This window comes from Sulfitobacter sp. 1A12056 (genome assembly GCF_043558125.1).
GTDB classification, from domain to species: Bacteria; Pseudomonadota; Alphaproteobacteria; order Rhodobacterales; family Rhodobacteraceae; genus Sulfitobacter; species Sulfitobacter faviae.
Genome location: NZ_JBIFFY010000010.1, coordinates 44,394 through 59,397 on the forward strand (window position 1 = coordinate 44,394; position 15,004 = coordinate 59,397).

At 65.1% G+C, this 15,004-nt stretch carries 18 protein-coding genes; 6 read left to right on the forward strand and 12 right to left on the reverse strand.

The window, feature by feature from the left end; genetic code table 11:
- Positions 1 to 9: 9 nt before the first annotated feature.
- The 3 genes from ACGYLD_RS15940 to ACGYLD_RS15950 are packed head-to-tail and all read right to left on the reverse strand — an operon-like array spanning position 10 to position 3,261.
- Positions 10 to 1,773 (reverse strand): bifunctional molybdopterin-guanine dinucleotide biosynthesis adaptor protein MobB/molybdopterin molybdotransferase MoeA, encoded by a 1,764-nt coding sequence (locus ACGYLD_RS15940; protein WP_271693041.1) that lies wholly within the window; start codon positions 1,771 to 1,773, stop codon positions 10 to 12.
- On the reverse strand, positions 1,770 to 2,372 hold the full coding sequence (gene mobA, locus ACGYLD_RS15945) for a molybdenum cofactor guanylyltransferase MobA (RefSeq protein WP_394403186.1): 603 nt from the start codon (positions 2,370 to 2,372) through the stop codon (positions 1,770 to 1,772). The genes ACGYLD_RS15940 and mobA overlap by 4 nt, the downstream gene beginning before the upstream one ends.
- Positions 2,373 to 2,376: 4 nt before the next feature.
- Positions 2,377 to 3,261, reverse strand: coding sequence for a formate dehydrogenase accessory sulfurtransferase FdhD (locus tag ACGYLD_RS15950; protein WP_394403188.1), 885 nt, complete (start codon positions 3,259 to 3,261; stop codon positions 2,377 to 2,379).
- Between the two features lie 55 nt (positions 3,262 to 3,316).
- Between ACGYLD_RS15950 and ACGYLD_RS15955 the strand changes: the two genes are divergently transcribed.
- Complete coding sequence (locus ACGYLD_RS15955) at positions 3,317 to 4,039, forward strand: AzlC family ABC transporter permease (RefSeq protein WP_271693038.1); 723 nt, start codon at positions 3,317 to 3,319, stop codon at positions 4,037 to 4,039.
- Positions 4,039 to 4,365 (forward strand): AzlD domain-containing protein, encoded by a 327-nt coding sequence (locus ACGYLD_RS15960; RefSeq protein WP_067265610.1) that lies wholly within the window; start codon positions 4,039 to 4,041, stop codon positions 4,363 to 4,365. Before ACGYLD_RS15955 ends, ACGYLD_RS15960 begins: the two co-directional genes overlap by 1 nt.
- 9 nt (positions 4,366 to 4,374) lie before the next feature.
- Here the strand turns inward: ACGYLD_RS15960 and ACGYLD_RS15965 are convergent, their stop codons facing one another.
- The 5 genes from ACGYLD_RS15965 to ACGYLD_RS15985 form a co-directional block, all read right to left on the reverse strand.
- Entirely contained in the window at positions 4,375 to 4,983 is a 609-nt protein-coding gene (locus tag ACGYLD_RS15965) for a hypothetical protein (RefSeq protein ID WP_271693037.1), read from the reverse strand.
- Between the two features lie 33 nt (positions 4,984 to 5,016).
- Positions 5,017 to 5,151 carry an aa3-type cytochrome c oxidase subunit IV gene (locus ACGYLD_RS15970; RefSeq protein ID WP_271693036.1) on the reverse strand — a complete coding sequence of 45 codons (135 nt, stop codon included), beginning with the start codon at positions 5,149 to 5,151 and terminating at the stop codon, positions 5,017 to 5,019.
- Between the two features lie 150 nt (positions 5,152 to 5,301).
- Positions 5,302 to 5,766, reverse strand: coding sequence for a DUF6173 family protein (locus ACGYLD_RS15975; RefSeq protein WP_271688201.1), 465 nt, complete (start codon positions 5,764 to 5,766; stop codon positions 5,302 to 5,304).
- Positions 5,767 to 5,769: 3 nt separating this feature from the next.
- Entirely contained in the window at positions 5,770 to 6,846 is a 1,077-nt protein-coding gene (locus ACGYLD_RS15980) for an MBL fold metallo-hydrolase (protein WP_271693035.1), read from the reverse strand.
- A complete protein-coding gene (locus ACGYLD_RS15985) occupies positions 6,846 to 8,573 on the reverse strand; it encodes an acyl-CoA dehydrogenase (protein WP_271693034.1) in 1,728 nt (575 codons plus the stop codon). The genes ACGYLD_RS15980 and ACGYLD_RS15985 overlap by 1 nt, the downstream gene beginning before the upstream one ends.
- A 158-nt stretch (positions 8,574 to 8,731) precedes the next feature.
- Between ACGYLD_RS15985 and ACGYLD_RS15990 the strand changes: the two genes are divergently transcribed.
- Positions 8,732 to 9,673: an L-threonylcarbamoyladenylate synthase gene (locus ACGYLD_RS15990; protein WP_271693033.1), complete on the forward strand. Its 942-nt coding sequence runs from the start codon at positions 8,732 to 8,734 to the stop codon at positions 9,671 to 9,673.
- Here ACGYLD_RS15990 and ACGYLD_RS15995 read toward each other — a convergent pair.
- Positions 9,670 to 10,224 (reverse strand): YqgE/AlgH family protein, encoded by a 555-nt coding sequence (locus ACGYLD_RS15995; protein ID WP_394403191.1) that lies wholly within the window; start codon positions 10,222 to 10,224, stop codon positions 9,670 to 9,672. The two genes, ACGYLD_RS15990 and ACGYLD_RS15995, sit on opposite strands and share 4 nt — an antisense overlap.
- Before the next feature lie 164 nt (positions 10,225 to 10,388).
- Between ACGYLD_RS15995 and ACGYLD_RS16000 the strand changes: the two genes are divergently transcribed.
- Entirely contained in the window at positions 10,389 to 11,201 is an 813-nt protein-coding gene (locus ACGYLD_RS16000; protein ID WP_394403193.1) for a protein-disulfide reductase DsbD domain-containing protein, read from the forward strand.
- A gap of 9 nt (positions 11,202 to 11,210) precedes the next feature.
- Here ACGYLD_RS16000 and moaB read toward each other — a convergent pair whose 3' ends face one another.
- From moaB to ACGYLD_RS16015, 3 genes are read right to left on the reverse strand one after another with little or no spacing between them, the layout of a single operon-like run.
- On the reverse strand, positions 11,211 to 11,753 hold the full coding sequence (gene moaB / locus ACGYLD_RS16005) for a molybdenum cofactor biosynthesis protein B (protein ID WP_394403195.1): 543 nt from the start codon (positions 11,751 to 11,753) through the stop codon (positions 11,211 to 11,213).
- Positions 11,750 to 12,364 (reverse strand): LysE family translocator, encoded by a 615-nt coding sequence (locus ACGYLD_RS16010; RefSeq protein ID WP_394403197.1) that lies wholly within the window; start codon positions 12,362 to 12,364, stop codon positions 11,750 to 11,752. The genes moaB and ACGYLD_RS16010 overlap by 4 nt, the downstream gene beginning before the upstream one ends.
- Positions 12,357 to 13,121 (reverse strand): uracil-DNA glycosylase family protein, encoded by a 765-nt coding sequence (locus ACGYLD_RS16015; protein ID WP_394403199.1) that lies wholly within the window; start codon positions 13,119 to 13,121, stop codon positions 12,357 to 12,359. The genes ACGYLD_RS16010 and ACGYLD_RS16015 overlap by 8 nt, the downstream gene beginning before the upstream one ends.
- A gap of 109 nt (positions 13,122 to 13,230) precedes the next feature.
- On the opposite strand from ACGYLD_RS16015, the gene ACGYLD_RS16020 reads away from it, so the two are divergent.
- Positions 13,231 to 14,178, forward strand: coding sequence for an aspartate carbamoyltransferase catalytic subunit (locus tag ACGYLD_RS16020; protein WP_067265620.1), 948 nt, complete (start codon positions 13,231 to 13,233; stop codon positions 14,176 to 14,178).
- Between the two features lie 56 nt (positions 14,179 to 14,234).
- On the forward strand, positions 14,235 to 14,768 hold the full coding sequence (locus ACGYLD_RS16025) for a hypothetical protein (RefSeq protein ID WP_271688208.1): 534 nt from the start codon (positions 14,235 to 14,237) through the stop codon (positions 14,766 to 14,768).
- The last annotated feature ends 236 nt before the right edge of the window (positions 14,769 to 15,004 follow it).

The following is a 15,004-nucleotide window of genomic DNA, read 5'->3' on the forward strand; positions in this document are numbered from 1 at the left end:
CGCGCGGCCCTAGCCGGTAAAACTGCCGTAGGGGATGAAACGGACGGTATCGCCCGGCGCGATGTCGCGGGCGGCCTCGTCCAATTCGACCAGCCCTTCGGCCCAACTGAGCCCGCTGATGCGCCCCGACCCTTCGGAGGCAAAGACCTCGGCCCGGCCATCGCGCATCCGCGCGCGCAGGTATTCCCGCCGCCCGGCCTTTTTGCGCTTCTCGAAGGCGGCAGGCACGTCGAAACCCTGCGGCTCTTGCCAGCCGCCCCCGGCCAACAGCGCCATGGCGGGCCGGGCGAAGATCAGCGAACAGACCATCGCCGCCACCGGATTGCCCGGCAGGCCAAAGACCGGCACCCCCTGCCACATTCCAAGCGCCAAGGGCCGCCCCGGTTTCACCGCGATCCGCCAAAGCTGCATCGCCCCCGCTTCGGTCAGCAGGGCCGAGACGTGGTCTTCGTCCCCCGCCGATGCGCCGCCACTGGTGAGGATCACATCGACCTGCCCTGCCGCCGCGTCAAGCCGCGCGCGCAGCGCGGCGCGGTCGTCGGCCACGCGGCCCAGATCGACCGCCTCATGGCCAAAACCGGTGGCAAGTTGCAAAAGCATCGGGCGGTTGGCGTCGTAAATCTGCCCGTCGCGGGCCGCCGCGCCCATCTCGACCAATTCGTCCCCGGTTGAGATCACGCCGACCTTGAGCCTTTTGCGCAAAGACACCTCCGCCACCCCGGCGGCAGCCAGAAGCGCCAGTTCCGCCGGGCCGATGCGCGTGCCCGCGGCGAGGATCACGTCGCCCGCCTGCACATCCTCCCCTGCCTTGCGGGTGTTGGCCCCCTGTTTGACCGGCCCGTGAAAGCGCAGCACGCCCTCCTCAGCGGTCACATCCTCTTGCAAAATGACGGTATCGACGCCTTCGGGCAGTGCCGCACCGGTCAGCACACGGATCGCTTGCCCCGCAGGCACCGCACCGGGGCGGTCGCCCGCCGCCGCGCGGCCCGGCACCAGCGGCATTTCCTGCAGCCCCTCGCCCCGTCCTCCGGCAAAGCCATAGCCATCGACCGCCGTATTGGGCAGCGGCGGATTGGCGCGGATGGCGGTCACATCTTCGGCCAAGATGCGTCCCCCGGCATCGGCGGCGGGGCATGGCTCGGCCCCTGTCACCGCGTGAAGCCGCGCACGCAGCAGGTCCAGCGCTTCATTCACCGGGGTCCAATGGACGCCGGGGGGCAGGGCAAAACAGTCGTTGCGCAGGGGCGGCGGCGCGGTGCTGACGGGCGCCACCGGGACGGCGATCAGCCCCACTTCGCGCAGGATGAAATCGGCAATCGCACGGGTGTCGTTCAGGTCAAAAACAGGCCGGTCCATCTCAAGCGCCACGTCGCTGGCCACCGCCCGCACCGTCGGGTCATCCGGCGCGATCAGCGCGTTTCCGGTCTCGGCCCGGTGCGCTTCGACCTTGGGATGGCCATCGCGTTTGTAGCCTTCGATCAGCACCAGATCGACAGGCGAAAGCCGCGCCAGATGCGCGTCGAGCGGTGGCTCTTCGGCCCCGCGCAACTCATGCATCAAGGCAAAGCGCGCGCCGGAGGCCAGCAGCACCTCGCGCGCGCCCGCGACGCGGTGGCGGTGGCTGTCCTTGCCGGGGTGGTCCACGTCGAAAGTGTGATGCGCATGTTTGACGGTCGAGACGGTGAAGCCGCGCCCGGTGATCTCGGCCACCAACCGCTCCATCAATCCGGTCTTGCCCGCGTTCTTCCAACCGACGACACCGTAAACCCTCATGCCATCGCCTCTGCTTTCGCCAAATCCTCGGGCGTGTTCACGTTGAAGAAAGCGGCCTCATCGGGGAACAGCGCCTCGCGCCCATCGTGCTGTTCGGTCCAGAGCACCACCTTGCGCAGCCCGCCCGCCAAAGCGCTGCGCAGATCGTCGCGCAGCGCCACGGGCCAGAGGCCAAAGGTCGGATGCCGCGCCGTGCCGCGTTTGGCATCCGGCGTCGCGGCCAAGGCGAGCGGATGGGCCATATCATCAGCGGCGAGTAGCAGACGGGGAACCAGATCACAGGGGAAGAAAGGCGTATCGGCAGCGGCGGTCACAATCGTATCGGCCCCCTGTTCGGCGGCCCAGTCGAGCCCGGCCAGCACGCCCGCAAGCGGCCCGGCGAAACCCTCGATACTATCCGCCAGCACCGGCAGGCCCAGATCCGCAAAGCGCACCGCATCGCCATTGGCATTGAGCGCAAGTCCCGCGACCTGCGGCTCCAGCCGGTCGATCACCGAGGATAGCAGCGTGCCCTGCCCCAGCGGCAGCAAGCCCTTGTCACCGCCGCCCATACGAGTCGCCTGCCCGCCCGCCAGAATGACGCCAAGTGGTTGTTTCATCGCTTTATTCCTTCGCGCCCTTGCGCCCGCTTTTGCGCGGCTCTTCGGCCACGCTGGCCGGATCCGCATCGCGGATCAACCGCCCCTCCCCGGCCAGACAGGTAAAGCGCTGCCCGCGCATCCGCCCAATCAGGGTCAGGTTCACCTGCTGGGCGATCTCCACCCCCCAAGCGGTAAAGCCCGAGCGGGACGCCAGCACCGGAATGCCCATCATCGCCGTCTTGATCACCATCTCAGAGGTCAGCCGCCCGGTGGTATAAAGCACCTTATCCTCGGCCCCGACCCCTTCGGAAAGCATCCAACCCGCGATTTTGTCGACCGCGTTGTGACGGCCCACATCCTCCATATAGACCAAAGGCCGGTCGCCTTGGCAAAGCACCGTGCCGTGGATCGCCCCGGCCTCCAGATAGAGGCTCGGCGTGCGGTTGATCTTGGCCGCCAGCGCATAGAGGTCCGAGGTGCGCACCGGCGTATCGGGCAAGCTCACCTCCGCTAGCCCCTCCATCATATCGCCAAAGACGGTGCCCACGGCGCAGCCGCTGGTGCGGGTCTTGCGCTGCATCTTGTCTTCGTAATCGGTGGCCCGTTTGGTGCGGACGACGACGGTCTCAAGCTCTTCGTCGTAATCGACACCGGTGATCTCTTCGTCCGGGCGCAGCATCCCCTGATTGCGCAGAAACCCAAGCGCCAGATAGGCTGGGTAATCGCCAATGGTCATGGCGGTCACGATCTCTTGCCGGTTGAGGAATATCGTCAGGGGGCGCTCTTCGACCACATTGATCGCCACCTCGGCCCCGGTGTGATCCACGCCAGAGACGCTGCGCGTCAGCCGAACAGCAGTCGGATCCGGGGCGATCAGATAATTGCTAAGTTCATTGTCTCGGGCCAATTGTATCCCCCTGCGGTTAGGTCTAAGCCTTTGACATTATATTTAAGAGTTCGCCATGGCCATCACCACCACCAAATCCGCCTATCGCAAAGGGATCGTCGACGCGCTGCCCTTCGTGCTGGTGATCATCCCCTTCGCCTCGCTCTTTGGCCTATTGGCGACCGAGGCCGGGTTGAACGTGTTCGAAACGCTGACCTTTTCGATCGTGGTGATCGCCGGGGCCGCGCAGTTCACGGCGCTGCAACTGCTGCAAGAAGACGTGCCCACGGCGATCATCCTCGCCTCTGCACTGGCGGTGAACCTGCGCATGGCGATGTATTCGGCCTCTCTCACCCCGTGGATCGGCGGCGCGCCACTGTGGCAGCGGGCGCTGGCGGCCTATATGACGGTCGATCAATCCTATGTCGCCGCGATGACGCAATATGAGCGCGACCCTCAGATGACGGTGCCGCAGCGCATGGCCTATTTCTTTGGGACCGTGACGCCGGTGGTGCCGCTTTGGTATATCTTCACGCTGATCGGCGCGATGGTCGGCTCCAGCGTGCCGGATAGCTGGGCGCTGGACTTCGCCATCCCGATCACCTTCCTTGCCATGATCGCGCCGATGTTCCGCACGCTGGCCCATGTGGCGGCGGCGGTCGTGGCGGTGGTCGTGAGCCTTTTCGCCGTCGAGGTGCCCTATGCGCTTGGGCTGATCATCGCGGGGCTCGCGGGCATGATCACCGGCGCGCAGGTCGAGGCGTGGATGGAACGGCGCAAACCGGGGAGCATGGCATGATGATCGATAGAACCGCACTTTGGGTCGTGATCATCGGCCTCGGGCTGGGCAGCTTTTTCCTGCGCTTTGTCTTTACCGGATTGGTCGGCAACAAACAGATGCCCGCATGGCTTTTGCGGCATCTGCGCTATACCGCTGTGGCGATTCTGCCCGCGCTGGTGGCTCCGCAGGTGATCTGGCCTTCGGCCACCGGGGGGCAATTCGATCTGCCGCGCGTTACCGCGGCGGCGGTGACATTGGGCGTGGGGCTGGTGACCAAGAACGTCCTCGCCGCGATCCTGTCGGGGGCCGCGGCGCTTTATGGGATGCTCTATCTGGTGGGGTAAGCGCGGGCGCTACTGTTGGGCCAGTTGCGCCGCGCGCAGGGCGTCGATCACATCGCCCTCATCGTCTTCGTAATATTTTGTCGTGGTGACGCCCGGCAGGGCCTCGAACCGCTCTTGCAGCTTGACGGGATAGTAGGTCGACCCAATGCTTTGAAACCCCGGCAACTGGCTGAGAATGCCGCTGGTGGCATTGGCGCAAAAGGCACCGGGCACCGCGCCATGGGCGGTCACCAGTTCAAGCGCGCGTTCGGCCACCCCGGGGCTGACGGGGATTTCCTGACTGACCACATGAAAGGTGCTGCGCGCATGGGCGGATTTATAGGCTTGCAACCAGGCAGGCGTCACCCCGTAGAGCACATCGCCCCGCTCGGCCATCCGCGCATCCCGAAACGACCCCGCGGGGTCAAAGATCACCCGCTGCGAGCCGTTCACCATCAGCGCGCTATGGCCGCCGCTGCCGGTGCGGTTGTTCACCATGGTCATCAATGTGAGGGACGGCGGCTCGGGCGCGCGGTAGGCTGCACGCGCCACAACGTCGGGCGGGCTATCGGGGCTTTGATCCACCGAACAGCCAGCCAGAACGCCAATAAGTGCAATCGACGCTAAGAGAGTTCTCAAACCGTTACCCTCGCGCCTAGGGATAGGACGTGATCAACCGGCAAAGATCGCCAACAGAACAAGGATCGCGAGGATGACAACGGTGCCGCGTGTCACGAAGGACATGAATCCGTCAAAGGTCTTTTGCTGCTCTTCGTAATTCATGCTGCCGTGTTCATGTTCAGCCATTTTCGTCTCCCTAAGACAATTTGTTGGCGCTGATTAACCTATTCGCATCACCCTGTCACGGGGGATTGATGCGCAGAAAACCATACTAGCTTTGCGCAGAACCACGCGCTATAGGGGAATCTTACACTTCCCCGCACGTTATAGAGTCTCTCAGGTTTCGTCGTCTTCCAGATCGGCAACCAGTCGAAAGCCGATCCGTTGCGGCGCGGCATCGGGCACCTTTTTCGGCAGGGCCCGCAGCATCACGTTCAACTGCCCCACATGCTGCACCAGTTGAGCCCGCGCCCCTGCCGGATCGACGCCGTAAAAGGTGATGATATCGGGGTCGAAATACCCCATGCCTTCGATCCGCAGCACCCCGGCATCGCCCCCGGCAAAGCCGATCGCCGCCTCGTGGTCGTTGTCGAGCTTTTCCTCGAAATTCTTGAGGTAGAGCACGACCCGCTCATAGGCCCATTGCGCGGGGGATTTCTGTTTCACCGGCTTGTCGGTCACCGATTTGGGCAGGGGTTGATCGCCCGACTTGGGCTGATCGGTGCCCGTATGCACCTCATGCATGCGCGGTAATGCCGCAGCCTCATAGGCCTCGGCTGCCGTTTTCACCTCATCGCCCATCGCTCACCCCTTGCGCTGATACACCCATGCGCCATCCGCCGCGCGCAAGCTGCGCGTGGCCTCTCCGGCTTGGTAAAGGTGGCTCAGATGGGCGACGGCTTCAACCAGCGCGAGGCCATATTCCGCCTCGCCGATGCTGCGCTTAAACAGCGGCGCGAAACATTCCGAGGCCGATTTCGGCGTGTCGATATAGGCCAGAAGCCTGCGCAGGGCGCTGTGGTGGTTCTCAATCAGTTGCTTTAGCCGCGTCGGCAGGCCGGTGAAGGGCAGCTTGTGCCCGCCAAGCACCAGATGATCCTCCCGCGCCAAGGGGACGAAACTCTCGCAAGCCTCCAGCCATTCGCCGATGGGGTCGGCCATCGGCTCGGTCGGGTAGACGCCGATGTTGGGGCTGATGGAGGGCAGGATCTGATCCCCCGCGATCACCAGATTGTCGTCACGGCTCCAAAAGGTCGCGTGTTCGGGGGCGTGGCCATTGCCGATATGCACCTCCCAATCGCGCCCGCCCATGCGGATTACATCGCCCTGCCGGATCCGCGTGAACCCCAGCGGCAGTGGGGCCACCACATCGGCGAAATTGAAAGGCCGTTCGTTGGCGCGTTTGTCATAGAGCGCCGCTGCCATCCCCGCCTTGCGGTAGAACGCGAGGGCTTCGGCGACCGGCACCTCCTGAACATCCAACGTCAGCATCCGCGCCGTCAGCCATGCCGTGCGTGTGGTGACCAGTTCCGCCCCGAATTCGGTCTGCAACCACCCGGCAAGGCCAACGTGATCGGGGTGGTGATGGGTGACGACCACGCGCGAGATCGGCTTGCCGCCAAGCGGCCCTGTCATCAGCCCGCGCCAAATTTCCTTGGCCCGGCGCGAGGCAAAGCCCGTGTCGATCACCGTCCAGCTATCGCCCTCGTCCAAGGCATAGACGTTGACGTGATCGAGCTTCATCGGCAGCGGCAGGCGGAACCAAAGCACCCCCGGCGCCACCTCGATCGCCTCCCCCTCGGCGGGCGGCACCTCCCAAGGATAGCGCAGCCCCTTGGGCGTTTTTGGCGAAGCGGTGGAGAGGGTGGCCTGCTCTGTCATCAGCTTCTCAGGTCTTCGACATCAAGCGCATAGAGGTCTTCCGCCCCGGCCTGCGCATGGGCCAGCAGGCCCTGATGCTCGGGCAAGAGACGTTGGATATAGAACCGCGCCAGCTTGGCCCGCGCATCGCCTGCGCCGGCGGCCTTCTCGGCCATGGCGGCTTGCAGATGCAGATGCCCGCCCATCACGCGGGCGAAGGCGCGCAGATAGGGGACGGCACCGGCGAAACGGGCGTTCATGTCCTTCTGCGCGGTCATCCACTCGGTCGCCTCGCGCAGGGTCTCGCTCGCCTGCCAGACCGCATCGGCCATGCGCGGGAAAGGGCCGCGGGCGGATTCGGCATGAGCTTCGATCTCATCCAAGAGCCGGTTCGCCGCCTCGCCGCCGTCCATCATCTTGCGGCCCACAAGGTCCATCGCCTGAATGCCGTTGGTGCCCTCGTAGATCGCGGTCACGCGCACATCGCGGCTGAACTGCGCCGCGCCGGTTTCTTCGATAAAGCCCATGCCGCCATGCATCTGCACACCCATCTCGGCGACGCCTATGCCCACATCGGTGCCGAATGCCTTGGTGATCGGGGTGAGGAACGCGGCCCGGGCAGCCCATTCATCCCCCTGCCCGGCGCGCGCCATATCACTGGCATAGGCACAGCTCAGCGCAATCGCGCGGGAGGCAAAGATATCGGCCTTCATGCTCAAAAGCATCCGGCGCACATCGGCGTGATCCACGATGGTGCCGGTGCCGCCCTCGACCGGGGAACGGCCCTGCTTGCGCTCCAGCGCGTAGTCCAGCGCCAGTTGATAGGCCCCTTCGGCCGCACCGATGCCCTGTTCGCCGACACCAAGGCGCGCGTTGTTCATCATGGTGAACATCGCCGCCATACCGCCGCCCTCGCGGCCCACCAGCCAGCCGGTGGCCTTGTCATATTGCATCACCGCGGTGGGCGAGCCGTGCAGGCCCATCTTATGCTCCAGGCTGACCACATTCACGCCATTGCGCTGGCCCGGCTCGCCATTCTCGTCAGGGATGAATTTCGGGACAAGGAAGAGGCTGATCCCCTTGGTCCCCGCAGGTGCACCCGGCAGTCGCGCAAGAACCAGATGGCAGACATTGCCTGCAAAATCATTGTCGCCCCAAGAAATGTAGATCTTCTGACCAGAGACCGCATAAGTCCCGTCGCCATTGTCTTCGGCCCGGCTGCTCAGCGCGCCTACGTCCGAACCGGCCTGCGGCTCCGTCAGGTTCATCGTGCCGGTCCATTCGCCCGAGATCAGTTTGGGCAGGTACAATTCCTTGATCGCGTCCGAGGCATGGTGCTCCAGCGCTTCGATCTGGCCTTGGCTCATCAGGGGGGCGAGTTGCAGCGACAGGCAAGCGCCGCTCATCATCTCGTTGACCGCGCTGGTCAGGGTCATCGGCAGGCCCATGCCGCCAAACTCCGGGTCCGCCGACATGCCGATCCAGCCGCCTTCCGCAATCGCGGCGAAACCTTCGGCAAATCCGGGAGAGGTGCGCACGACGCCGTTTTCCAGCTTGGCAGGGTGCAAATCCCCGCCCCGTTGCAGCGGCGCCAACACGTCATCGCAAAGCCGTCCGGCCTCTGACAGGATCGCGCCGGTGACGTCTTCACTGGCCTCAGCGAAACGGTCGGTGCTGCGAAGCGTTGCGAAATCCAACACGTCCTCGATCAGAAAACGGTAGTCATCCACGGCGGCGCGGTACGGCATATCATATCCTCCTGAAAGGCGCGCTTGTTCTGGCAAGCCTGACATGGCCCTGATAAAGGCTGGTTTATGTTGCCGCCAGCATGAAATGCCAGGCCGCCCCCCGCAACCCAAACGCGGCGTCACGGGATGCTGCATGATCCGACAGGCCGAAACACCCGATGACCCAGCCGACCGAGACCCTGACCGCCACGCCCCAAGGCATTGCCCGCGCGGCACGCCTGCTGCAAGACGGCGCGCTGGTCGCCCTGCCGACGGAGACGGTTTACGGCCTGGGCGCGGATGCCCGCAATGGCGAGGCTGTCGCGGGCATCTATGCCGCCAAGGGGCGACCCAGTTTCAACCCGCTGATCGTGCATCTGCCGGATATCGACACCGCCAAACGCTATGTCGACTGGACCGAGCAGGCCGACCGGCTGGCGCAGACCTTTTGGCCCGGCGCGCTCACGCTGGTCCTGCCGCTGAAACCCGACAGCGGGCTGTCGTCGCTGGTCACGGCGGGGCTGCCGAGCCTTGCGGTGCGGGTGCCCGCCCATTCCGCCATGCGGCAGGTCTTGCAGGCGCTCGGCGGTCCGGTCGCCGCGCCCTCGGCCAACCCCTCGGGCAAGATCAGCGCGACCACGGCGGATCATGTGCGGGCGGGCCTCGACGGTAAGATCGCAGCGGTGCTGGACGACGGTGCCTGCCCCGTTGGGTTGGAAAGCACGATCATCGGCCTGACCGGCCCCCACCCCGCTCTGCTGCGCGCAGGCGGCCTGCCGAGCGAGGCGATCGAGGCCGCACTTGGCCAGAGGCTGGACGTTGTCGATGGGGCCGAGATCATCGCGCCGGGGCAGCTCGCCTCGCATTACGCGCCCGGCGCGGCGGTGCGGCTGAATGCGCGAACGGCGGGGCCGGGTGAAGTGCTGCTTGGGTTTGGCGAGATGATCTGCGACCTCAACCTCTCCCCCTCCGGCGATCTAACCGAGGCGGCGGCGAAACTGTTCGACCACCTGCACCAGTTGGACGCCACCGGTCAGACCATCGCCGTGGCCCCGATCCCCGATCACGGGCTGGGCCGCGCGATCAACGACCGATTGGCCCGCGCCGCAGCACCGCGTTAGGCGTGCCCGGCTGAGGCCGACAGCCCCAAGGGGTCGATCCCCAGCGTCTTGAGCGCCGCGCCCCATTTCTCGGTATCCGGCAGGTCGAAGATCACCTGGGGCGAGGCTTCGCAGGTCAGCCATCCGTTCTGGGCGATCTCGCCCTCCAACTGCCCCGGCCCCCAGCCTGCATAGCCCAGCATCAACTGCGCCTGCGCCGGGCCCTTGCCGGTGGCGATGTCTTCGAGGATGTCACGGGTGGTGGTCAGGGCGATGCCATCGCCCACGCGCAGCGTCTCAATGGCCGAGCGGTATTCGTCGGAATGCAGCACAAAGCCGCGCCCCGTCTCGACCGGCCCGCCGAAATGCACGGCCAGCGATTTGGCCTGCGGCGGTGTGTCTTCGACCAGTTGATCCAGCACATCCGACAGGCGCAGTTCCGGGGCGGGTTTGTTGACGATCAACCCCATCGCCCCCTGTTCGGAATGCGCGGAAAGATAGATCACCGAATGCGCGAAACGCGGATCGCCCATGCCCGGCATCGCGACCAGCAGCTTGCTTGTCAGTTCCATCGTCTGCCCCGTCAACGCCCACCTCCTGAAGGTAACCTTTCTTTGAACATGGCCGCTTGCGCCCCACAAAACAAGAGAGGCGCCCCACCGCTCGCCGCATCGGCGAAACATGGATGATGCAAATGTGACTTGGCAGGCGCGAAAGGATACCGCATCAAGTCCGCATGACCATATCGCGCTTCTTTTCCGCCCTTCTCTCCTGTCTCGCCCTCGCCCTGCCCGCCGCGGCGCAGGATGCTGTCGGCACGCCCTTGCAGGGTGATCTGCTCACTGGTTGGCAACAAAGCGATGGGCGGCGGGTGGCGGCGATCCGGCTGCGTATGGCACCGGGTTGGAAGACCTATTGGCGCAGTCCCGGTGACGCGGGCATCCCGCCGGAGTTCGATTGGTCCGGCTCGGACAACCTGCGCGATGTGCAGATCACATGGCCCGCGCCCAAGGTCTTTGACCAAAGCGGGGTGAACTCCATCGGCTATGCCCGCGAGGTGATCTTGCCGCTGACCATCACCCCGCGCCGCCCGGGTGCGCCGGTGACATTAGACACCAGCATCGACCTTGGCGTCTGCAGCGACATCTGCCTGCCACAGACCATCCACCTGCGCGCCCTGCTCGACACCCGCGACAGCAAGCCCACCCCGGCCATCGCCGCCGCCTTTGCCGCGCGGCCCTATTCCGGGGCCGAAGCTGGTCTGAAAAGCGCCCATTGTAGTCTGCGCCCCACCGCGCGGGGGCTGGAGATCGAAACCCGGCTAGCCCTGCCCTCTGCCGGGGGTAAGGAGACCGTGGTGATCGAACCCGGCAATCCCAACATGTGGATGAGCGAGACCGTAAGCCAGCGGTCGGGCAATACGCTTGTCGCCAGCGGTGAGATGATCGCCGAGAATGGCACCGCGCTGGCGCTCGACCGTTCCGCCATTCGGATCACGGTGATTGGCAAGAACCACGCGGTCGAGGTGACGGGCTGCAGCTCTGGCTAAACCTGCGCGCTACTTGCGGCGCTGATGCTCGTCCAGCCGCGGCATGATCTCAACGAAGTTGCAGGGCATGTGGCGGTAGTCCAACTGTTTCAGCAGGATGCCGTCCCACGCATCTTTACAGGCACCCGGACTGCCCGGCAGCGCGAACAGATACGTCCCCTGCGCTACGCCGCCCGTCGCGCGGCTTTGCACCGCGCTGGTGCCGATCTTGTCCATTGAGATCATGGTGAAAACCGTGCCAAAGGCGTCGATCTCTTTCTCATAGACATCGCGGTGCGCTTCGACCGTCACATCGCGCCCGGTGAGGCCGGTGCCGCCGGTGCTGATCACCACGTCGATCTCAGGGTCCGCGCACCAGTCGCGGAGTTGCGCCGCGATGGCGGGGCGGTCGTCGGTCACGATCTCGCGGGCGGCCAGCACATGGCCCGCCGCTTCAATCCGCGCGACCAATACATCGCCCGAGCGGTCTTCGGCCAAGCTGCGGCTGTCCGAAACGGTCAGCACAGCGATTCTTACGGGGATGAACTCCCGGCTGTCATCGATCCTGCTCATGTCCGCTCCATCATTGCCAAACGCGCGGCCAAAGCCACGAAAATACCGCTGCTGATCCAGCCGAGCAGCCGCCCACCGCCCGCCAGCCGCCGCCCGATCCCGGCGGCAAAGACCCCCACCGCGCCGTTGATACCAAAGCCGCCCAGTGCCAGCACCGCACCAAAGGTCAAGAACTGCGCCAAGACCGGCCCGGCCTCGGGCACAACGAATTGCGGCAGGAAGGCCAGCACGAAAAGGATCACCTTGGGGTTCGTCAGATTGACGGCGAAACCGGTGTTGAAAGCGCGCCAACCGCCCATGCCGGGCGTCGTATCGCGCGGCTTTCCAGCCTGCCGCAGCGTTTGCACCGCAAGCCACAGCAAATAGGCCACGCCGAGCCAGCGGATCATGTCCAGCGCCCAAGGCAGGGCCGCGACGACCGCGCCCAGCCCCAACCCGGCCAAAGCCACATGCACCAGCACGCCTGCCGAGATCCCCGCGCTTGCCGCCAATGCGGCGCGCGGGCCTGAACGCAGCCCCTGCCCGAGGCAGAACATCATATCCGCCCCCGGCGTGAGGTTCAGCGCCAAGGCGGCGGGCACGAAGGCCAGAAGGGTCAGCGCATCAACCATCGCGCAGCTTTGCCTGAACGCTGAGCAGATCGGCCCAAGCCTCGCGCTTGGCCTCGGGATTGCGCAGCAGGTAGCCGGGATGCACCATCGGCATGCAAGAAAGATCGGCGGCCTTGGTCCAATTGCCGCGCAGGCGCATGATGCTGCGTTTCTCCAAAAGCGACTGGCAAGACCAATTGCCAAAGAGCACCAACACCTTGGGCTTGGCCAATTCGATATGACGCTGCACAAAGGGGCGCATCATCGCGATCTCATCTGGCTTCGGGTCGCGCCCCTGCGGCGTCCGCCACGGCAGGATATTCGACAGATAGACATTGCGGTCGCGCCCCATGTCGATCGCCGCCAGCATCCGATCGAGCATTTGGCCCACGCGCCCCACGAAAGGCTTGCCCGCGCGGTCTTCGTCGCGGTCGGGGGATTCGCCGAAGATCATCAACGGCGCGCCAGGCACCCCATCGGCAAAGACCAGATTGCGCGCGCCCTTGTGCAGCTCGCAATGCTCGAACCCTTGGATCGCGGCGCGAAGCTCTTCCAAGCTCTGAGCACCCTGCGCGGCGCGGCGGGCCAGTGCCACGGGGTCGGGCGTCTCTGCCGCTTGCAGGGGCTGCGGCCCCTTGGTCGCCTTGGCGCTGGCCTTGGGCGGGCTTGCGGGCACCTCATAGCGGTTGACCGGCGCATCGCAGATCGCCTCGGTCGCGCCAAGCTCGACCTGCCACGCCAGCATCTCTGCCGCCTGATGATAATCGAATGATTCCATGACCCGCAGCTTACGCCCTGAGGACGGGGGGCGAAATGCCCTATCGCTGCGCTTTACGCGCCAAGCCCCCCGCGCCTATAAGGCGGCAACAGCAGAAGGGATCGCCACCATGTCATTCGCCCATCGCCACCTGCTTGGCATCGAGCAGCTCTCGCAATCCGACATTACCACCCTTCTGGACTTGGCCGACACCTATGCCGACCGGAACCGCCAGCCGAACAAACATTCCGACGCGCTGCGCGGGCTGACCCAGATCAACATGTTCTTTGAGAACTCCACCCGCACGCAGGCGAGTTTCGAGATCGCGGGCAAACGCCTTGGCGCGGATGTGATGAATATGGCGATGCAGGCCAGTTCGATCAAAAAGGGTGAGACGCTGATCGACACGGCGATGACGCTGAATGCCATGCACCCCGATCTGCTGGTCGTGCGCCATCCGCAATCGGGCGCGGTGGACCTGCTGGCCCAAAAGGTGAACTGCGCCGTGCTCAACGCGGGCGACGGGCGGCACGAGCACCCCACGCAGGCGCTCTTGGACGCGCTGACGATCCGCCGCGCCAAGGGGCGGCTGCACCGGCTCAGCATCGCGATCTGCGGTGACATCGCTCACAGCCGCGTGGCACGGTCGAACATCCTGCTTTTGGGCAAGATGGAAAACCGCATCCGCCTTGTCGGCCCGCCGACCCTGATGCCCAGCCAGATCGACCAGTTTGGGGTCGAGGTCTTCGACGATATGAAAAAGGGGCTCGAAGGTGTCGATGTGGTGATGATGCTGCGGCTTCAGAAAGAGCGGATGGATGGCGGCTTTATCCCGTCGGAGCGCGAGTATTACCACCGCTATGGGCTGGATGCCGAAAAGCTCGCCCATGCCAGCCCCGACGCCATCGTCATGCACCCCGGCCCGATGAACCGCGGGGTGGAGATTGACGGCACTTTGGCCGACGACATCAACCGTTCCGTCATTCAGGATCAGGTCGAGATGGGCGTCGCCGTGCGCATGGCCGCGATGGACCTGCTGGCGCGCAACCACATCGCCGCCCAACCCGGCGCGGCCTGACCGGAACCCCGACGGGCCAAGCGGCGTTTTCCTGAGAACAGTCAAAGGAAGCCGTCATGCCCCATACAGAAGTCGCCCCGCAAGAAGCTGGCAAGGTTCGCGTCTATGCCCTCTCGCTCTCGGATGCCGAGGCGCGGGCGATGCGCGATGATGAGACCGCACAGGCCGCGGCCCTCGGGGTCGATCGGATCGACGCAGCCTATACAGAGGTCTTCCGGGTGGCCGACCTCGATCAACTGGGGCTTGCGGGCTATCTGCGCGACGGCAATGGCGTGAACCCCGACCAGATCGAGACGGACCGCAGCAAGCTTGCCGCGCTCGATGGTTGGGTGATGATCGTCTACTCCCGCGCCTTTGCCGGGCAGTCGCTGCAACTGGCTCCGATCCCGGCGCTGACCCATATCGGCACCTATACCGAAGGCGGCCCCGACACGCCGGTGCAGGCGATGGAGGCCGAAGCCGCCCAGCCCTACACCGGCATCCCCCGCGTCGCCCCTTCCGAGCCCGCCAAGGGCGGCGGCGGCAAGACCATGGTGATCGTCGCAGTGGCCGTGCTGATCCTGCTCATCATCTGGTGGCTGCTGGCCTAAGCGCGAAAACCGCTGGCACCCTTGGTGCTGGCGGGCTACATCTGGCCCATGCAAGAACCTGAACACGATCCGAAAATGTCTGGCCGTATCGCCATGGTCGCCCTTTTGGTGGCCTTTGGCGTGGTCGGGCTGATGATTTGGATTGGCGGCTAGCGGCGCGTGCGCCGCGCCCGCGCCCAAAAGACCGCTTGGTTTGGGGGGCGATTTGGGGCATGACAGCGGCGCATCCGCTATCG